This is a genomic window from Comamonas sp. E6, from assembly GCF_001010305.1.
Classification (GTDB): domain Bacteria; phylum Pseudomonadota; class Gammaproteobacteria; order Burkholderiales; family Burkholderiaceae_C; genus Comamonas; species Comamonas thiooxydans.
Genome location: NZ_BBXH01000005.1, coordinates 284249 through 302624, shown reverse-complemented (window position 1 = coordinate 302624; position 18376 = coordinate 284249). Strand labels below are relative to the sequence as shown.

General features: G+C 62.3%; 15 protein-coding genes. 8 read left to right on the top strand and 7 right to left on the bottom strand.

Annotated features, from left to right (window positions below; genetic code table 11):
- The first annotated feature begins 760 nt into the window (after positions 1-760).
- The 7 genes from glmM to CSE6_RS02350 all read left to right on the top strand — a co-directional run bounded on the left by glmM (position 761) and on the right by CSE6_RS02350 (position 11416).
- Positions 761-2095: a phosphoglucosamine mutase gene (gene glmM / locus CSE6_RS02380; RefSeq protein WP_059439882.1), complete on the top strand. Its 1335-nt coding sequence runs from the start codon at positions 761-763 to the stop codon at positions 2093-2095.
- Between the two features lie 162 nt (positions 2096-2257).
- The gene (wecB, locus tag CSE6_RS02375; protein WP_059439810.1) at positions 2258-3439 is read left to right on the top strand and encodes a non-hydrolyzing UDP-N-acetylglucosamine 2-epimerase; all 1182 of its coding nucleotides are present in this window, start codon (positions 2258-2260) and stop codon (positions 3437-3439) included.
- Positions 3426-5645, top strand: a complete 2220-nt coding sequence (gene nrfB / locus CSE6_RS02370; protein ID WP_034357488.1) for a cyclic di-3',5'-guanylate-activated glycosyltransferase NrfB — start codon at positions 3426-3428, stop codon at positions 5643-5645. The genes wecB and nrfB overlap by 14 nt, the downstream gene beginning before the upstream one ends.
- Positions 5646-5655: 10 nt before the next feature.
- Positions 5656-8406 (top strand): tetratricopeptide repeat protein, encoded by a 2751-nt coding sequence (locus CSE6_RS02365; RefSeq protein ID WP_059439809.1) that lies wholly within the window; start codon positions 5656-5658, stop codon positions 8404-8406.
- 102 nt (positions 8407-8508) lie between these two features.
- Positions 8509-8832 carry a hypothetical protein gene (locus CSE6_RS02360; protein ID WP_034381597.1) on the top strand — a complete coding sequence of 108 codons (324 nt, stop codon included), beginning with the start codon at positions 8509-8511 and terminating at the stop codon, positions 8830-8832.
- A 32-nt stretch (positions 8833-8864) separates the two neighbouring features.
- The gene (locus CSE6_RS02355) at positions 8865-10499 is read left to right on the top strand and encodes a DUF2334 domain-containing protein (protein WP_034357481.1); all 1635 of its coding nucleotides are present in this window, start codon (positions 8865-8867) and stop codon (positions 10497-10499) included.
- Between the two features lie 47 nt (positions 10500-10546).
- Positions 10547-11416 (top strand): hypothetical protein, encoded by an 870-nt coding sequence (locus CSE6_RS02350; protein ID WP_233425098.1) that lies wholly within the window; start codon positions 10547-10549, stop codon positions 11414-11416.
- Between the two features lie 134 nt (positions 11417-11550).
- On the opposite strand, the gene CSE6_RS02345 is transcribed toward CSE6_RS02350, so the two are convergent.
- The 7 genes from CSE6_RS02345 to CSE6_RS02315 all read right to left on the bottom strand — a co-directional run bounded on the left by CSE6_RS02345 (position 11551) and on the right by CSE6_RS02315 (position 16635).
- The gene (locus CSE6_RS02345; RefSeq protein ID WP_059439808.1) at positions 11551-12417 is read right to left on the bottom strand and encodes a D-hexose-6-phosphate mutarotase; all 867 of its coding nucleotides are present in this window, start codon (positions 12415-12417) and stop codon (positions 11551-11553) included.
- Positions 12410-13153 (bottom strand): 1-(5-phosphoribosyl)-5-[(5-phosphoribosylamino)methylideneamino]imidazole-4-carboxamide isomerase, encoded by a 744-nt coding sequence (gene hisA, locus CSE6_RS02340; RefSeq protein WP_003058631.1) that lies wholly within the window; start codon positions 13151-13153, stop codon positions 12410-12412. The genes CSE6_RS02345 and hisA overlap by 8 nt, the downstream gene beginning before the upstream one ends.
- 214 nt (positions 13154-13367) lie before the next feature.
- Positions 13368-14036: an imidazole glycerol phosphate synthase subunit HisH gene (gene hisH / locus CSE6_RS02335; protein WP_059439807.1), complete on the bottom strand. Its 669-nt coding sequence runs from the start codon at positions 14034-14036 to the stop codon at positions 13368-13370.
- 81 nt (positions 14037-14117) lie between these two features.
- Positions 14118-14741, bottom strand: coding sequence for an imidazoleglycerol-phosphate dehydratase HisB (hisB, locus tag CSE6_RS02330; RefSeq protein ID WP_003058637.1), 624 nt, complete (start codon positions 14739-14741; stop codon positions 14118-14120).
- Positions 14738-15856, bottom strand: a complete 1119-nt coding sequence (gene hisC, locus CSE6_RS02325; protein WP_039049597.1) for a histidinol-phosphate transaminase — start codon at positions 15854-15856, stop codon at positions 14738-14740. The genes hisB and hisC overlap by 4 nt, the downstream gene beginning before the upstream one ends.
- Positions 15857-15925: 69 nt before the next feature.
- Positions 15926-16366 (bottom strand): PIN domain-containing protein, encoded by a 441-nt coding sequence (locus CSE6_RS02320; RefSeq protein ID WP_003058641.1) that lies wholly within the window; start codon positions 16364-16366, stop codon positions 15926-15928.
- A complete protein-coding gene (locus CSE6_RS02315) occupies positions 16363-16635 on the bottom strand; it encodes a hypothetical protein (RefSeq protein WP_034357468.1) in 273 nt (90 codons plus the stop codon). The genes CSE6_RS02320 and CSE6_RS02315 overlap by 4 nt, the downstream gene beginning before the upstream one ends.
- A 156-nt stretch (positions 16636-16791) precedes the next feature.
- On the opposite strand from CSE6_RS02315, the gene CSE6_RS02310 reads away from it, so the two are divergent.
- Positions 16792-18357 (top strand): serine hydrolase, encoded by a 1566-nt coding sequence (locus CSE6_RS02310; protein WP_059439806.1) that lies wholly within the window; start codon positions 16792-16794, stop codon positions 18355-18357.
- Positions 18358-18376 lie beyond the last annotated feature (19 nt).

Genomic DNA, 18376 nt, shown 5'->3' with positions numbered 1-18376 from the left:
CAAGGAGGCCAAAGATACCACGGCCTCGCCGCTGCCTAGGGCATCTGCCGACGGCGCCCCCTGCCGCTGCCGCAATACGCCAACTGGCTTCGGCGGCACGCAGCCCGGCCACAGCCATCGCATCGCGAGTCAAACCCGCTCGATTTGAAACGATTCAACTCAGCAGCAGCCCCAATCCATAAAGCGGCACAAAATCCCCGTGCTCCCAATTGAATAACAGTAAACACAGAGCCGGCCTCACGATTTATTGTTTTCAGCCGCAATCTCTTTCCTGCATCGATATTCCGGCTGCGATTAACTGGCGCACATAGAACCATCGCCCACTCCTGACCAGGCATGCCACAGGCGATCCGGAAATAAAGGCACTGATATTCTCAATGAGAAGCCTCCACACCTGCGAGAAGCTGCACTGCCGAGAGCGGCATATGACTGCGTGACAAGCAAAGCTATTGCGGATTGGGCTTCGGCAAGCCGCCTGACGCTAGGGTTGACAGCAATGCAAAGCAATCTCGACCAGGCAGCGAAATACCTTAAATATTGTGTATAAAACCCCAATTCGGCTTCCAAATATTCATGACGTAAAAAGATGTTTCTTTTTACGCTGCCTTCTTGTTCGGATTGTTTTTGCTAGTGAAACTATGAAAAAAATAAATCAATAGTTTTTAATATTTCGACAGTGTTGAACCCATAAATAGTTGACCGAACCCGGAAACCCATCCCATTCGATGAATGTATTCAGGCACAGGTGATCATCATGGATATGAGACGCCAATATTTCGGTACCGACGGAATCCGTGGGCGGGCTGGGTATTTCCCCATCACGCCGGACTTCGCTCTGCATCTCGCCCATGTCGTCGGACGAATGCTTCATCGCAACGAAGAGCGCCCGACGGTGCTGATTGGCAAGGACACGCGTATCTCGGGTCACATGCTCGAAAGCGCCTTGGTGTCGGGCTTCAATTCGTCTGGCGTGGACGTGGTGCTGCTTGGGACGCTGCCAACACCGGGAGTGGCCTATCTCACGCGGGCCTTGCGTGCCAGTCTGGGAGTGGTCATCAGCGCCAGCCACAACACCTTCGAGGACAACGGCATCAAATTCTTCAGCGCCAAAGGCACCAAACTGCCCTATGTCTGGGAGGTAGCAGTCGAGCAAATGCTGCTGGATGAGCCGCATTGGGTCCCGGCAATCGCACTCGGAAAAACCCAGCTCCTGGATGACGCCGCCGGTCGCTATATAGAGTTTTGCAAGAGCACTAGCGACCATGCGTTCACCTTGCGAGGACTGAAGATCGTGGTCGATGCCGGCCATGGTGCGGCCTATCAGATAGCGCCCATGGTCTTGCATGAACTCGGTGCCGAAGTGGTGGCCATAGGCTGCGCTCCCGATGGCATGAACATCAACCAGGGGGCCGGAGCCGCACACCCTGAGCTCCTGGCCACGACCGTTTCCGGTTGCGGTGCGGATTTCGGCATCGCCCTGGATGGCGATGCGGATCGCCTGCTGGTCGTCGATGCCGCCGGGCGGCTCTATAACGGGGACGAGTTGCTGTACCTGATCGTCGCCGACCGCCTGGAGCATGACGAGAGCATTGCGGGCGCCGTCGGCACGCTGATGACGAATATGGCGGTGGAGCGGGCATTCGGGGTGCTGGATGTGGACTTCATGCGCACCAAGGTCGGCGACCGCTACGTGCTTGAGGAGCTCAGCCGCAGGGGCTGGACCTTCGGCGGCGAGGGGTCAGGCCATCTGCTGATACTGGACCGGCACAGCACGGGCGACGGTCTGGTGAACGCGCTGCAGATATTGCAGGCCTGCGTGCGCACCGGCCGCACGCTGTCGCAATGGCTGCTGCCGGTGCAGCTCTACCCTCAGGCATTGCTCAATGTGCACTGGTCGCCAGACCGGGATTGGCGCAGCAATACCTTGCTGGCACGAGTGCAGGCGCAGGTCGAGGCCGAACTGGGCTCTACCGGGCGTGTGCTGGTGCGTCACAGCGGCACGGAGCCGCTGCTGCATGTGATGGTGGAAGCGCAGGATGGCGATCAGGCCAGCCGCTGTGCCGAGAGGCTGGTCACGGCTGCCAGAGACGGTTAGCCCGCCGATGCAGCTGCGCCGCTCATGCAGCAGATAGAGCCGGCACCAATTGTGGCCAGCACGAGGAGCTGGCTGACATACCCCAAGCAGAGCGTGAAAGATGATTTTGAGCAGGTACGAATGAAGAACGTCTGATACCAATTGACTCAAAGGGAGAACGCAATGAATCAGGACTCCGAGGCTCTTCACGCCAAGCCAGACATCGTGCAGTTGCTCATCGTGTCCGGGACCAGGCCCGAAATCATCAAGCTGGCCCCTGTCTATCACGCACTGAAACAGACGCACTGGGCCCGCCCCATCTGGCTGCACACCGGCCAGCATGGCGACATGGCCGCGCAAATGCTGGACTGCTTTCATATCCAGCCCGATCATGTGCTGCAAAGGCAAGGAAGCTCTCTGCTGGAATTCGCCACAGGCTGCAGGGTTCAGCTGGAGTCCGTGCTGACGGATACGAGCTGTGAGGCAGTGATCGTGCAGGGCGACACAGAAAGCGCGTTTCAGGGTGCATTGGCCGGCTTCTATCTCAAGGTGCCCGTCGTCCATGTCGAAGCCGGCCTGCGCACCTACAACCTGCACCGACCTTTTCCGGAGGAAGGCCTGCGGCAAATGATAGGGCGCATCGCCAGCCTGCATCTGGCCCCCACCCCGAGGGCCCAGCAGGCGCTGGAGCGCGAAAACGTGGCCAAGGAAAAGATCGAGCTCACCGGCAACACCGTCGTCGATGCCCAGCTCTGGGCCAGCCAGCATCACCACATCCACCGCCGCATGCAGGGCCGAGGCCATATTCTGGTGACCATGCACAGGCGAGAGAACTGGGGCCCCGATGTAGACCATGTGTGCGAAGCCATTGCCGATATCGCGCGCGAGTTTCCCCAGATGCCGGTGGTGTTCCCGGTCCACCTCAATCCGGTGGTCAAGGAGCCGGTATACCGTCTGCTGGGCGGACTTCCCAATGTCAAGCTGACAGAGCCGCTGGATTACCTGGCCATGCAGCAGGCCCTGGCCGATGCCTGGCTGGTGCTGACCGATTCCGGCGGACTGCAGGAGGAGGCACCGACCTTCAAGGTACCTGTGCTGGTCTTGCGCGACGAGACCGAGCGTCCCGAGGTGCTGGAAGCCGGCTGCGCCGCTTTGGTTGGAGCCGACAGAAGCAGGATCGTTCAGTCCGTGCGCCACCTGATGCATGACGATGCTGCCTACCGGAGCATGCAGGCCAGCAGCAACCCGTTTGGTGACGGGACTGCAGCACAACGCACTGAGAAAAGACTGCACCAGATGCTGAGGCCTGATCGCGCAGGCCTGGCACAGAAAGCCGCAGAAAGGACGCGCCATGTCCTGGCTTGACCTGTTCACCGGATATCTCTATGTCCTCAAGAGCATCGCCATCGTCATTGCGGTAGTGATCTTCATCAGCGGACTGGACGATCTGTTCATCGACCTCTTTTACTGGGGGCGGCGCACCTGGCGTGCACTGACCGTGTACTCGCGCCATGAGCAGATGAATCACAAGGCCTTGCTCGGCGTGGACGAGAAGCCGCTGGCCATCATGGTGCCCGCCTGGCAGGAGCATGGCGTGATCGGCAAGATGGCGCAGCTGGCGGCAACCACGCTGGACTATGAGAACTACCACATCTTCATCGGCACCTACCCCAACGACCCCCAGACCCACGCCGATGTGGAGCAGGTAAGAGCCCATTTCCCGAATGTGCACAGCGTGGTCTGCGCACGCCCCGGGCCGACCAGCAAGGCCGACTGCCTCAACAACGTGCTCGATGCCATCTTCCAGTTCGAGCAGCGCTCGGGCATCGAGTTTGCAGGCTTCATCCTGCATGACTCGGAAGACGTGCTGTCCAGGTTGGAGCTGAGACTGTTCAACTTTCTCGTGGATCGCAAGGATCTGATCCAGTTGCCGGTCTACCCCCTGGAGCGGCCGCTGCGCGAGTTCACCGGCGGGCATTATCTGGACGAGTTTGCCGAGCTGCATGCCAAGGACATCGTGGTGCGCGAGGCCCTGGTGGGCCAGGTGCCCAGTGCCGGAGTCGGCACCTGCTTCAGCCGCCGCGCCATCACGGCGCTGCTGGAGATGGGCGACGGCGTGGCCTTCGACACCCAGAGCCTGACCGAGGACTACGACATCGGTTTCCGGCTCAAGCAGTTGGGCATGCGCGAGATCTTCGTGCGCTTTCCCGTGCATGACGCGGACCAGCCTGCCGATCCCGACCAGCCACGCCGACACGGGCGCAGCGCGCGTGAAGCCAGCGTCATCTGCGTGCGAGAGTTCTTCCCCGATACGCTGAATGCGGCGGTGCGACAGAAGTCCCGCTGGATCACGGGCATCGTGATCCAGGGCTTCAAGACCCTGCGCTGGACCAATAGCGGCGTGCTGAACTATTTTCTCTGGCGTGACCGCAAGGGTGCTCTCACCAATTTCGCCAGCTTTCTGGCCATGCTGCTGGCGATGCAGCTGATTGCCATCTGGCTCTACCAGCACCTGGTACCGGACAGCTACCGGTTTCTCTCCATCTTCCAGGGCGACTGGTGGCTGTATGCACTGCTGGCTGCGAACTTCGTGCTGATGCTCAACCGTATTGCCCAGCGCATGTTCTTCGTCACCAGCTACTACGGCATCGTCCAGGGATTGATGTCGCTTCCGCGCCTGCTATGGGGCAATTTAGTGAACTTTCTGGCCAACTGGCGGGCCATCGCCCAGGCGCTGCAGGCCAAGGATATCCGGCGCATGGCCTGGGCCAAGACCGACCATGACTTTCCCATGCTGGGAGAGGGACCCCGACTGCGCCAGCCCCTGGGACAGATACTGATCGCACAAGGTGCCCTGACAGAGAGCCAGCTGCAGGAAGCGCTGCTGCGCCCCACTCCCGGCTTGCGCCTGGGCAGTGCGCTGGTGCACAAGGACCTGATCAGCACCGCACAGCTGGCAGCTGCAGTTGCCCAGCAGGCTGGTGTTTCATGGGAATTTCTGGGAGAGCGTCTGATCCCCGACGAGATCGCGGCGCTGCTGCCTGCACATCTGGCACTGCATTACAGCGTGGTGCCGCTGCGCGAGGAGGGAGAAACACTGATCCTGGCCAGCGAGTCGGTCATAGATCCGGTCTCGCACGCAGCCCTGGAGCGCAAGCTGGAGAGGCCCGTGCGCTACCTCATTGCCCCCAAGGGAGAGGTCACGGTCGAGCTGCGGCGTCTGTATGCAAGACAACATGGGGAGCCGGCTCGCGAACTGCTGGCCTGGGCCGTGGAGCGCAAACGCGTATCCGCCGAACAGGCGAAAGAGCTGTGGAAATTCTATGTATCGCGGCAGCTGATGCTGGGCGAAGTGCTTCAAGCCCTGGGCCGCATCGACACAGCCGTGCTGAATGCCTTGCTGCTCAGACATGAGCAAAGCGATGACAGCCTGGGCCTGTTCCTGGTGAACCAGGGGGCGTTGACGCAGGCTACGCTGGATGAAGCACTGCGACTGCAGCAACAGCTGCAGGTCACCATGGCGCAACTTTTGCGCCGCCTTGATGCCGCCCCGATCGTGTCCGTTGCTTAGGTGCCAATATATGAAGCTTTCTCGTCCTATTCTGGTTCTTTCCCTGGCATGCGCCACTCCATACGATGGTCTGGCGCAGACGGTGGATCTAGGTCCGGATATCACTCCCAGACAGCGCTTTCAGATCTATCCCCGGATCGACAAGGCGTATGAGGCCATGGCGCGCGGCGATGGCCAGCGCGCCATCTCCGAGCTGCAGCAGGCTCAGCGTCTGGCACCGGACAACACCGAGATCGCCTTGCAGTTGGCCGCAGCCCATCGCCGCTTTGGCCAACCAGCACAGGCCGAAGCTGTACTGAAGGCCCAGCTTCAGCGCCACCCTGGCGATGCGCGTCTGGCCCAGGCTCTGCGCGATATGCATCAGGGAGCCGTTCCGGCCAGACAGCCCGAGTCTCAAGCCCTGCCCGCTCCTGCGGCCAAGGCTCCACCGAAGACGCCAGGCACAGCCACGCCTTCAGCAGCGCCAGCACCGGAGCCGGCAAAGGCTGCCTCCTCGACAGCGGACACCACGCCACGCCCGCGCAAGAGCCCGGCAGCACAGGCCATGCCTGCTGGTTACGCCAAGGCCAGCCAGGCCTATGCCGCCACCGAGCGGCGTGACTTCGCCACGGCATTGCCTCTAGCAAGGCAGGCCGTAGCTGCGGCCCCCGGGCGTCTTGACTATCAGCGCCTGCTGGTCTACCTGCTCGTAGAGAACGGGCGCTTCGACGAGGCCGAAGCCCGGGCAACAAGGCTGGACAAGGTCAAGCAACTGCAGTCGGACTCCGATTGGCAGATGCTGCGCACATCCATACGTCAGCGCCGCGCACTGCGTCCCTTCGAGCAGGCCTTGCAGGCACGCGAGCAAGGCGACATGGTCAAGGCCCTCAGGTATGCCGAGACCAGCGTCCGAATAGCGCCGGATGCGCTGGCTCCCCGCCTTCAGTGGCTGGGCTTGCTGCTTCAGGATGGGCAGGCGGCCCAGGCACAGCGCGTGGCAGAGCAAGGGCTGGCACTGCAGAACGATCCAGCACTGCAGGTGCTGCTGGGTGTGGCCCTGCATGCACAGGGTCGCGGCAATGCTTCTGTACAGGCTTTCGACGCTGCACTGGCGGCCCCCCATCTGGCGCGCTCGGAACGGCAGAATTACGGCGTCATTGCCGTTGATGCGGCACTGGCCGCCGGTCAGACCGATCGGGCGCAGCGACTTGTGCAGGCGCTGGAGACGGACAGCAATGCCGACGTCAGCAGCCGCCGAGAGCAGCTCAAGGCCCTGCGCTCCTCAACCATGTCACGCAGCTACGAGCTGCCACTGCCCCTGGTCAACTGCTTCAGCGCCGGCGATGTGCCCGGCTGCGAAATCTGGCCTGGGCAGGAAGCGCCAGACCCGGCATACAAAGTCGCCCATGAGGCCTATCAAGCCTACAGCGATGGGCAATATGCTTTGGCGGCAGAAAAGGCAGGGGCGGCCTCGCAGCTCAACCCCGGACATCTACCCTACCGTCAGCTTCGCCTGCAGGCATTGCTGGCTGCAGGCCAGAAGGCGCAGGCGCTTGAAGAGGCCGATCAAACACTGCAGCTACAGCCCGATGCAGTCGAAGTGCTGGCCTTGCGCAGTCGCCTGCGCCACGAGCAGGGCATGACCGAGGCCGCCAACGCCGACGCACGGACGGCATTACAGATGGGCGGCCTGTCCCTGTCCAGCGAGGTGGACCTGCTGCTTCAGCTGGGGCGGCGAGACGAGGCTGCTGCACGCTTTGCACAGGCCGTCTCGGAGCCTGAGCTGCAGCAAAGCGCCGACCCCAATCTGGCCTATCTGGCCGTCCGCGTGGGGGATGATCGCAGTGCCTTGTCCATCTTCAACCGCGCACGTGACCAGAGCCGCCTGCCGGACACGGCGCTGCGCGATGGCGCCTACGCAGCCAGCAGGCTGGCCGAGAACGAGCAGTCCATCGACTACTTCAAGCAGGCCATTGCCGCAGCACATGAAGGCAGGCTCGCCATGACGCCGCAGCAGCAATATGAGACGCGGCGTGAAGTTGCCGACCGGGACCGCTCCTGGGGCATCAACACCTTGCTGGGCTATCGGGGCATTGCCCTGGGCGCGGCAGGCGCCCAGCCCGGACTCTATGGCGACGTGGCCCAGCTCGTCAGCGAGGTGTACTGGCGCCCGCAGAAGTTCGGCGACGGCCGCTTCTGGGAGCTGTACGGCGGCGCTGCACAAACGGTCTACAGCCGCCACGATGTGCCCACGGGCGGAGAAACCACCCAGGGTGCCGTCGGTGTCCGTGCCAAGCCGCTGAGCGATCACAACCTCATACTCGCGGCCGAACGGCGCGTGCGCATCGGCTCGCTGTCCAGCAACGACTGGTTGCTGCGCATGGGATATTCGGGCGGCATGGGCACCGACCTGCGCGTGGATGTGCCCAGCTGGAACACGTTCAATATGTACGCCGAAGTAGGTCGCTTCATTCATCGCAAGCAGAACTACGCGACGTTCGAAGCCCAAGCAGGGCGCAGTTTCCGAATGGGGGGGAGCGACTCAAGACTGGTGCTGTTTCCGCATGCAGTCCTGGGTGCTGATTACAACTCTGAACGCACAGCCTCGGGCAAGCAAAGCTCGGTTGGCGCTGGCGTTGGTGTGAGCATGCGTTTCTGGTTCCGCGAGGACCGTGACCATGCACCTCGCTCCTACCTCGACCTCTCCCTGCAGTATCGCGCCCGGCTTGCCGGGGACGAACGAGGGAAAGGCGTGTTTCTACGTGCCGCCTTGGTATTTTGAGATGGCACGCCTCTAAGACCCGAACCCATCGCCATTTCTAGAGTTTGTGGAGATGGAGTTCTTCGACATTTTTTCTTTCTGCCCTCCAGAAAGGAGGCTCTCATGCACTCCCATGATCAAAGGCAGGCCACGCGCGCGCTGCTCGCGCTGGCGCTGCTGACCTGGGCCAACTGGTCCCTGGCCTCGAACGTCATGCCGCCGCCATTGCCGCCTGGGGCCTCCCAGATCCGCATGGATATCGGCTCAGCCCCCGAAGAGCGCAAGCGCAACGAACGTGCGCATCACCACAAAGGGCATTTCAAGAAGGATTTCACACGGGATGACACGCTGGATGAACTGCCGAGCAAACCCGGCAACCCATCCCCCGGCAATCCCCCGAAGGACAAGCCCAATCCGGGTGGCCCATTCCGTGGCCAGCAGCAATAGACCTCACCGTGTACTGATCTCAGGAGAGTCTCATGAAAACCCTAGGACGCATTCTTGGGGCATGGCTGCTAGCCATGCTCTTTGCGAGCCCTGGCGCCTTTGCGCAAACAGGTCCGCGCACACTGATCCTTTATGACGCGCCGCCCAATACGGCCTACACCAAGCTCGGCATGGGCTATGCCATCATGCTGCGCAATCTGCTCGGACATTTCGACAGCAAGGTCGATATGCTCCCGGTGCAGAACTACACGGCAGGCAAACTCAGCGGCTACGATGCCACGTTCTATCTGGGCTCGTATTACGACAACCCGGTGCCCGCCGCCTTCATGGCCGATGCCGCCAGCTCGAGCAAGACCATAGTCTGGTTCAAGTACAACATCTGGCAGTTTGCCTGGGATGCGGCCTACGGCTTCCAGTCCCGCTATGGCTTCAACCTGACGGCGCTTCGCGGGCTCAATGCCGCACCAACCTCAAGCAACACCACACCGGGGTTCTTCGACACCATCACCTACAAAAACCTGCCCTTTGTCAAATACTACGCATACGACAGCAGCACCGGAGCCGTGAATGCGGATCCCGATGTGGGGCTGACGGCCATCACCGATACCACCAAGGCCCAGAACCTGGTTTCCATGTCCAATCCCAAGACCGGCGAGCAGGCGCCCTATGTGGTGAGGTCGGGCAACTTCTGGTATGTGGCGGATCTGCCGTTCAGCTATATCGGACCACGCGATCGCTATCTCGTGCTGGCAGACATGCTGCATGACATGCTGGGGGTGAACCATGCCGAAAGCCACAAGGCCATGGTCCGTCTTGAAGACGTGAGCGCATTGGTCAGTGTGGCGGCAATGAAATCGCTGACGGACTACCTCTACCAGCAACGGATACCGTTTTCGATTGCGACCATTCCGTACTACCGCGACCCTCTTGGCGTCTATAACTCGGGAGTGCCTATGCAGGTGCCAATGTCACTGGCTACCAATCTGAAGAGAGCTCTCAACTATGCACTGGTGCGCGGCGGCGAAATCGTGATGCATGGCTACACGCACCAGTACAGCAATATGCGCAACCGCTATACGGCCGTGAGTGGCGATGACTACGAGTTCTGGGACATTGTCAACAACAAGCCCGTGCCCGAAGACTCGACCACCTGGGCGTTGGGACGTTATCGGGCCGGTCTGCTGGAGTTGTCTCTCAATGGATATCGCGCTACAGCCTGGGAAACCCCACACTACCAGGGCTCGGCGCTGGCATCCAAGGCCACTACGCAGGTCTTTGCCAAGACTTATCAGCGCGTGGTGTACTACACCGCAGACAAGCCCAATTTCACTGCATCGGTGGAGAAGGATTTTGCCGTGGGCCAGATCTTCCCCTACCCCATACAGACCGACTACTACGGCCAGAAAGTGCTGCCGGAAAGCCTGGGAAACATCGAATACGACATCTCCCAGATCGATCCGACCTCCTTTTACAACTACACATGGCAGGACATTCTCACCAATGCCCAGTATGTGAAGACGGTGCGTGACGGCTATGCCTCGTTCTTCTTCCACCCGTTCTGGCTTGAGCCGCAGGTTGGAACCCCTGGTCTGGCGGACTTCAAGAGCCTTGTCAGCGGCATCTCCAATCTGGGCTTCACCTGGACGGTTCCGAGTCAGCTGCCATGAAAGAAAAGCGCTTTCTCCGAAAGGAGAAAGCGGCTCGATCCATAGATATGACGATGGAACAATGCACCAGACGCGAGGCGCTGGGCCTGGCCTGGGCGCTGAGCTGCAGCCTGCCTGATGCACAGGCCAAGCCCGGCCTGCGTCTGCCTGGCATGGTCTGGCAGCCCAGTGCCGACACTCTGCGGCCCCATGGAGCATGGCAGCGTCTGGGCATCCGCCGCCTGCTGGTGCAATGGACGGCCGTGGACAATCTGAGCCTGGTGCCCGGCACTTATCTGCCCTCCATGAGCCGCAACCTCCCGGACTGGGAGCGCATTGCTGCAGAGCCCTGGGCGCAGGAGCTGATTCTCGGCCTGGCCGGCATGCATGACGAAGCCAAGGCCCGCGCCAGTCTCGCGGATCTGGCAATGCAGTCCTATGCTTTGAAAGCCGCTATCACGGCGCTGCCACTGCGGGTTGCCGGCTGGTACTTCCCGGTCGAAGTCGATCCGACCTGGGCTGCGCCCAGCCTTCTCACCGAGGTTCTCAACAAGCTGCCTCGTCCGCTGTGGATCAGCGCCTATGACAATGCCAATATGGGTCCCCAGGCGCTGGTTGACTGGATCATGCGCTGGATACCCGAAGATGTGGGCGTGTTTTTCCAGGATGGAGTCGGCGTCCACGCGCGCACTCCCAGCGTGGCACGCGAATACCTGCAAATGCTGACCGCCCATCTGGGCCAGGCGCGTGTTCGCGTGATTGCCGAGGCCTTCCGGCCTGCGCAGGGCGGCGGCTTTCGCAGCGCCATGGCAGAAGAATTCCTGCCGCAGTTGGCGGCCTACCAAGGCTGGACGGTCTTTGCATTCGACGGCCCGCATTATCTGAACCCGCCTCTGGTCGATGCATTGGCGAATGCCCTGAGCACCAAATCCCGATAAGTCGCCATCCGCCTTGCCTCTGCAGCTGCGGCCCATGAAGCCTGCAACAGGGCTGAGCAGGCTGACGGCCAACAGGTCTTCGCACGAGGACAGACCCAGGCTCGGGGTGGCATCCCCCAGCCTCGTTCAAAGCCTCAAAAGCATTCGAAGGTTTGCGCCGCCTTCCAGCGCTGGTCGGGTCCAAGAACCACAGGAGCATCAATGGCCGCAGCCTCCACACACAGCATTTGCTGCCAGCTGTCGGCCTCCATGTCCTTGAGCGTGGCGCACAGAGCAGGGCCGGGATTCCAGACCACGGTTTCGCTCCAGGACGCATCCTGGGCAAGCTGCAGCCAGGGCCGGCCCGAGCTTTGCAGCTGCAGGGCTGCAGCCGCACGTGGATAGACGCGATCGGTCTCCGCACCGAAGCTGACGCAGCCCTCCTGCGTGACATGGGTGTCCGGCTGAGCCGCAGCAGCATCCCAATAGCTCAAACCTTCGAGACCATGCAAGCTGGTCTGCTCGACCTGCGCAACGCGAAGATAACCGTGCAAGGCCGCTGTAAAAGACAGGTCCTGCCGGCCGCGGTTATGCACAGCCAGTTCCACACGCAACGCGCCGGGCCTGAGCTCAATCGTGAGCACTGCCTCAAAGGCGTGCAGCCAGACGGCGCGCGATGCTTCGCTGTCCGTCAGGCGCAAGGAGATTTGCACACCATCCTCGCCCAATGGCCGCGCAGCATCGGCCTGCCAGTGACTGAGGCGCGCAAAGCCATGCTTGACCAAGGGACCACGCTGGTTGAACTGGGGAAAGCAGACCGGAATGCCGCCGCGAATGGCGCTCTTGCCGTCATGGGATGCGCGGGGACTGAGAAACAGGCGTTCCTGCCCCTGGCCGATCCAGGACAGCACCTGGGCGCCCTGCAGGCAGATCAGCGCCGAATCCCCCTGACCCAGCTTCAAAGCAATGGCAGGAAGCCCTTTCCAGTCAACGGCCTGGGCCTGAAACGTCAAATCACTCACCCGTGAGCTCGTCCGCACGCTCCTGGCCGGCGGCGAAGTCCAGATCGCCGGTATAGATGGCCCGGCCGCAGATAACGCCCTCCACGCCCTCGTCCTGCACCTTGCACAGCGCTTCGATGTCGGCCATGCCGGCCAGACCGCCCGAGGCGATGACCGGAATCTTCAGCGACTGGGCCAGCTTGACGGTGGCGTCGATGTTGATGCCGCTGAGCATGCCGTCACGACCGATATCGGTGTAGATGATGGATTCCACACCCCAGTCTTCGAAGCGCTTGGCGGTCTCGATCACATCCTGGCCGGTGAGCTTGCTCCAGCCATCGATGGCCACCTTCCCGTCCTTGGCGTCCAGGCCCACGATGATGTGGCCGGGAAAGGCGCTGCAGGCGTCCTGCAGGAAACCGGGGTTCTTCACGGCAGCGGTGCCGATGATCAGGTACTCGATGCCCAGATCGATGTAGCGCTCGATGGTATCCAGATCACGGATGCCGCCGCCCAGCTGCACGGGAATCTCGCCATCGACTTCCTTGAGGATGCTCTTGATGGCCGACAGGTTCTTGGGCTGGCCCGCAAAGGCGCCGTTCAGGTCCACCAGATGCAGGCGACGGGCGCCCGCATCCAGCCATTTGGCGGCCATGGCTGCGGGGTCTTCACCGAAAGTGGTGGACTGGTCCATATCACCCTGAATCAGGCGAACGCAGTGGCCGTCCTTGAGGTCGATAGCGGGGATGAGCAACATGATGGTGATCTGCTAGCAAGTTTGGCCGTCAGAAATGGCCGGTTGAAAAATCGGGTTGACAGTGAATAAGTCCTGCGATGCAGCGCGCACTGGATTGAGATGGGCTGCGAGGCGCAAACCACAGCCGGGCTGATCGCCCGGCGAGGATTTGCAACGCTGCAGACCGCCCAAGCCAGGGATGCGATGCGCGCAAAGACTGGTTCAATGTTGACCCTTAGGGCTTCCAGCCCAGGAAGTTGCGGAACAGCGCCAGTCCCTGGTCCGAGCTTTTCTCGGGGTGGAACTGGGTTGCGAAAATATTATCGCGTGCGACGGCACATGCAAAGAGGCCGCCATAGTCGGTCTCGGCCGCGCAATGCGCGCTTTGTTGCACCTGCGCATAAAAGCTGTGCACAAAGTAGTAGAAGCTGCCGTCGGGAATTCCGGCCCACAGCGCATGGTGCTTGCCGCCCTGCTGCGTCTGCTGCACCTGGTTCCAGCCCATCTGCGGCACCTTGAAACGGCTGCCGTCGGCCTGCATCCTTCCTTCGAGATCGAACTTGCGCACATTGCCGGGAATCAGTCCCAGGCCCGGCACATCGCCTTCGTCGCTGTGGTCGAGCAGCATCTGCATGCCCACGCAGACGCCGAACAGCGGCTTGTTGACGGCGGCATCGAGCACGGCCTGCTGCAGGCCCGATTCGCGCAGCTCGCGCATGCAGTCGGGCATGGCCCCCTGACCGGGCAGGACCACGCGGTTGGCGGCATGGACCACATCGGGATCGGCCGTGACGACCACGTCCCAGCCGGTATCGGCTGCGGCCGTACGCACCGCCTGCGAGACCGAACGCAGATTGCCCATGCCGTAATCGACCACGGCCACGGTGTTGTTCTTCAAACTCATAGCAGCTACCGCTTATGGAGATTGGTTTTTAAAGACAAACAGCTTTGAAGTGCAGTTTAAACAGGCGCAAGACGCTCCTGATTACAGAGCACCCTTGGTCGAGGGAATCACGCCGGCCATGCGCTCATCATGCTCCAGTGCAAAGCGCATGGCACGCGCAAAGGCCTTGAAGATAGTTTCGCACTGGTGGTGGGCGTTGAAGCCCTTCAGGTTGTCAATGTGCAGGGTCACGCCGGCGTGGTTGACAAAGCCCTGGAAGAATTCGAAGACCAGTTGCGTGTCGAGCTGGCCGATGCTGCCGGCCGTGAACTTCACATCCATGTGCAGACCGGGACGGCCCGAGAAGTCGATGACGACGCGGCTCAGGGCTTCGTCCAGCGGCACATAGGCATGACCGTAGCGGCGAATGCCTTTCTTGTCGCCGATGGCCTTGGCGAAGGCCTGGCCCAGGGTGATGCCGATGTCTTCGACCGTGTGGTGGCCGTCGATGTGCAGATCGCCCGCGCATTCGATGTCCATGTCGATCAGGCCGTGGCGCGCGATCTGATCCAGCATGTGGTCGAGAAAGCCGATACCGGAGTTCAGGCTGGCCTTGCCCGTGCCGTCGAGGTTGACGCGCACGGCGACGCGGGTCTCGGCCGTGTTGCGCTGCACTTCGGCAATGCGCGGCAGGTTCTGGGCGATGGAGGGGACGATATTGCTCATAGGCTTTCTTTCAGTGCCGCCAGCATCTGGGCGTTTTCTTCGCGGGTACCCACGGTCAGGCGCAGGCAGTTGTGCAGCAAGGGGTGCATGGCCGATACGTTCTTGACCAGCACGCCGCGCTGCTTCATCTCGATCTGGGCCTTGCCGGCATCGCGCACGCGCAGCAGCACCATATTGGCTTCGGAGGGCCAGACTTTTTGCACGCCGTCCAGCAGGGCCAGGGCATCGATCAGCGGCTGGCGTTCGGCGCGGATGGCAGCGGCCTGCTCGGCATACAGGGACTCGTGCTGCAACGCAAAAATCGCCGTCTCGCAGTTGAGCACGCTGATGTTGTAGGGCGGGCGCACCTTGTCGATCTCGTTGACGATGGCCGAAGGGCCAATCAGATAGCCCAGGCGCGCACCGGCCAGACCGAACTTGGACAGAGTGCGCATCAGCAGCACATGGGCGTTGCGCGCGGGGTCGGCCTTCATGCGGGTGATCCAGCTGCGGCTGGCGAAGGGCTGGTAGGCCTCGTCCATCACGACCAGACCGCCAACCTCGGCCACGGCGTCGATCACGGCCTGAACCTTGTCCTCGGCCCACAGCGTGGCGGTGGGATTGTTGGGATAGGCGATATAGGTGATGGCAGGCTGATGCTCAGCAATGGCGGCCTGCATGGCCGGCACGTCCAGGTCGAAGTCGCTCGTCAGATTCACGCCCACGAAATCCAGGCCCTGCAGCTTGGCAGACAGCGGATACATCACAAAGCCCGGCATGGGCGCCAGCATCTTGGCGCGGGCATTGTTGCAAGGCTGGGCCGTGGCCAGCGCCAGCAGGGTGATGATCTCGTCCGAGCCATTGCCCAGCAGCACCGATGTGCCGGCCGGAGCACCGGCGTAGTCGGCCAGCATCTGCTTGAGCACTTCCTGGCGCTCGCCGGGGTAGCGGTTGATTTCCAGGCCGCCCAGATGCTCGCCCAACTTTTTCTGCAGCTCGGGCGGCAGGCGGTAGGGATTCTCCATCGTGTCCATCTTGAGCAGGCCTTGCGCGGGCTGCACATGGTAGCCCTGCATGGCGCGTACATCGGCGCGAATGCGTTGCAGGGCTTTGGTCTGGATGTCTTGAGCAGTCATGGGTTCACTCCTTCACACAAGGCTTGCGTTGGCCAATGCAGTCGATACCGATCGCTGCAATTCTGGCGCTCAAGCCTCAAGATTCTGCGTGGCGGCTTGCTCCAGCGGGTGCACCACGGTTACGCCGCCAAACTCCGCCCCATGAGGCAGATGCAGGCTCAGCATCTGGTTGCAGCCGCTGTGCTGGGCGCAGGCCACGGCCAGGCAGTCGCCAAAGTCCAGCGCATGGCGGGCTTGCACGGCCCAGGCCGTCTCCAGCGTGGCGGCGTCGGTCTTCCAGGGCGTCCAGGTCTGGTAGCGGCGGATGGCGGCGCGGGCATCGCCCTGAGGCAGGGGCAAGGCTGCCGTGGTCGCCTGGTCATAGAACTCCACCAGCGCCTGGTTGCTGGTGCGGCCGCTACGGCTGCGCCACAGCAGATCCAGCCATTCCAGCGTGGCCGCATACAGCGCACCGCCGGCCGCATCTTCCGCGGCGATCAGCACCGAGGTATCGACAAATACGGGGTTCACCTGGCCACCTCGGCTTCGGCATTGCTTTGCACTGCAGCACGCTTGCTGCTGGCACTGCGCGCCACGGATTTGGCAGACTGGCCGGCAGCTTGCCAGGTGCGCTCATCCGTGCGCCAGGCCAGATAGGCTCGCTCGTAGGCATCCTCGCGCTGCATCAGCTCGGCCATGAAGTCACCCAGCATGCGCGAGACGCTGCTGCCGCGCCTGGCCGCTTCAATGCGCGCCCAGTCAAGCACGCTGTCTTCGACGGTGATGGTGACGTTCTTCATGCCTCGCATGGTACACGAATTTCGTGCAACACGAAATTCGTGTGAAATTTCAAATTGCCAGAATGGCCTGCAGGAATCCATACTGCGGAGCAAAAAGCAGTTCGCCAGAAACTTGCCCCTCTGCAAGCGCAGACCCACCAACCGGGAGGAGAAATCATGAGCCAGCCATCCAAGACTGAATGGACCAGACGCCAGATGCTCGATCGCACCGTCCGCGCCGGAGCCGGCCTGGGCATCGCGGCCGGCTCCGGGCTGGCTTTGGCGGGCTGCGGCGGAGACGATGGGCCGGCAAAAGGTCTGAGCGCCGCGGAGGCAGCCCGGCGACTGCCCGAGCTGGCCGCGACGCTGCGCCGTGTCAGCGGTGTTCCGGGTATGGCCTGGGCCGTGGTCCAGGGCACGCAAACGCTTGCCGCCCAAGGCCTGGGGCTTTGCGAGACCGACGGCAGTGCGGCCGTGAATGCCGACACCGTGTTCCAGCTGGCCTCGGTCTCCAAATCCCTGGCTGCCACCGTGGTGGCGCGCCAGGTCGGCCAGGGACGGGTCTCCTGGGACAGCCGCATGCAGGACTTGCTGCCCTGGTTTGCGCTGCGCAATCCGGGCAGCAGCGCGGTGCTGACCGTGGGCGATCTGTTTGCCCACCGCAGCGGCCTGCCCGACCATGCGGGCGACAAGCTCGAGGAGCTGGGCAACGGCCAGCAGGTGGTGCTGGAGCGGCTGCGCCTGCTGCCCGTCAAGCCGCTGCGCAGCGAATACGCCTACACCAATGCCGGGTTGACCGCCGCCGCCGTGGGCGTCGCAGGCGCTGCCAATACCGACTGGGCGAGTCTGTCGCGCCAGACCCTGTATGTGCCTCTGGGCATGACGCGAACCACATCGGTCTATGCCGAATTCATGCAGCAGGCCAACCGTGCCAGCCCCCATGTACGCGCCGATGACGGCAGCTGGCAGCGCGGCACGCCGCGCAATGCCGACCCCCAGTCCCCGGCCGGCGGCGCCAGCTCCAGCGTCAACGACATGGCGCGCTGGCTGTCTCTGCTGCTGGCGCAGGGGCGCTGGCAGGGACAGCAACTGGTCGCCCCTGCAGCCCTGCAAGCCGCCTGGCAGGCCCAGGCGCCGGGAGGTCACTACGGCTTCGGCTTCAATGTCGCAGCGACCGATGGCGGGCTGAATTTCCTCAGCCATTCGGGCGCCTTCATGCTGGGTGCAGCCACCTGCTTCATGCTCATTCCCTCGCTGGACGCCGCCGTCATCGTGCTCACCAACGGCATTCCCATAGGCGTTCCCGAAACCCTGTGCCGCCAGTTCGTGGACCTGATGGAAACCGGCCGCCTCACGCAGGACTGGTGGTCGCTGTACAGCGAAAAGATCGCTCCGCTGATGGCGCCCACGGGCTCCCTGCTGGGCCAGCAGCCCCCGTCTACGCCCCAGCCTCCGGGCGCGCTGCAGCGCTATGCGGGAAGCTATGACAACGCCTACCATGGCCCGGTGCAGGTCAGCCTCGTCGACAACCGGCTGCAGCTGAGCATAGGCCCGCAAGCCCAGACCTATGTGCTGCAGCACTGGAGCGGCGGCCAGTTCTGCTTCGTTCCTGGCAACGAAAGCGCAGCTCCGCACAGCATTTCGCTGGCGGTCTTCGAGGCAAGTGACACAGCGCCGGCCCAAAGCCTCTGGCTGGAGTTCTATGACGACGACGGATTAGGCCAGTTCAGCAGGCGAATCTGACAGGCGCTACGGCTGCAGG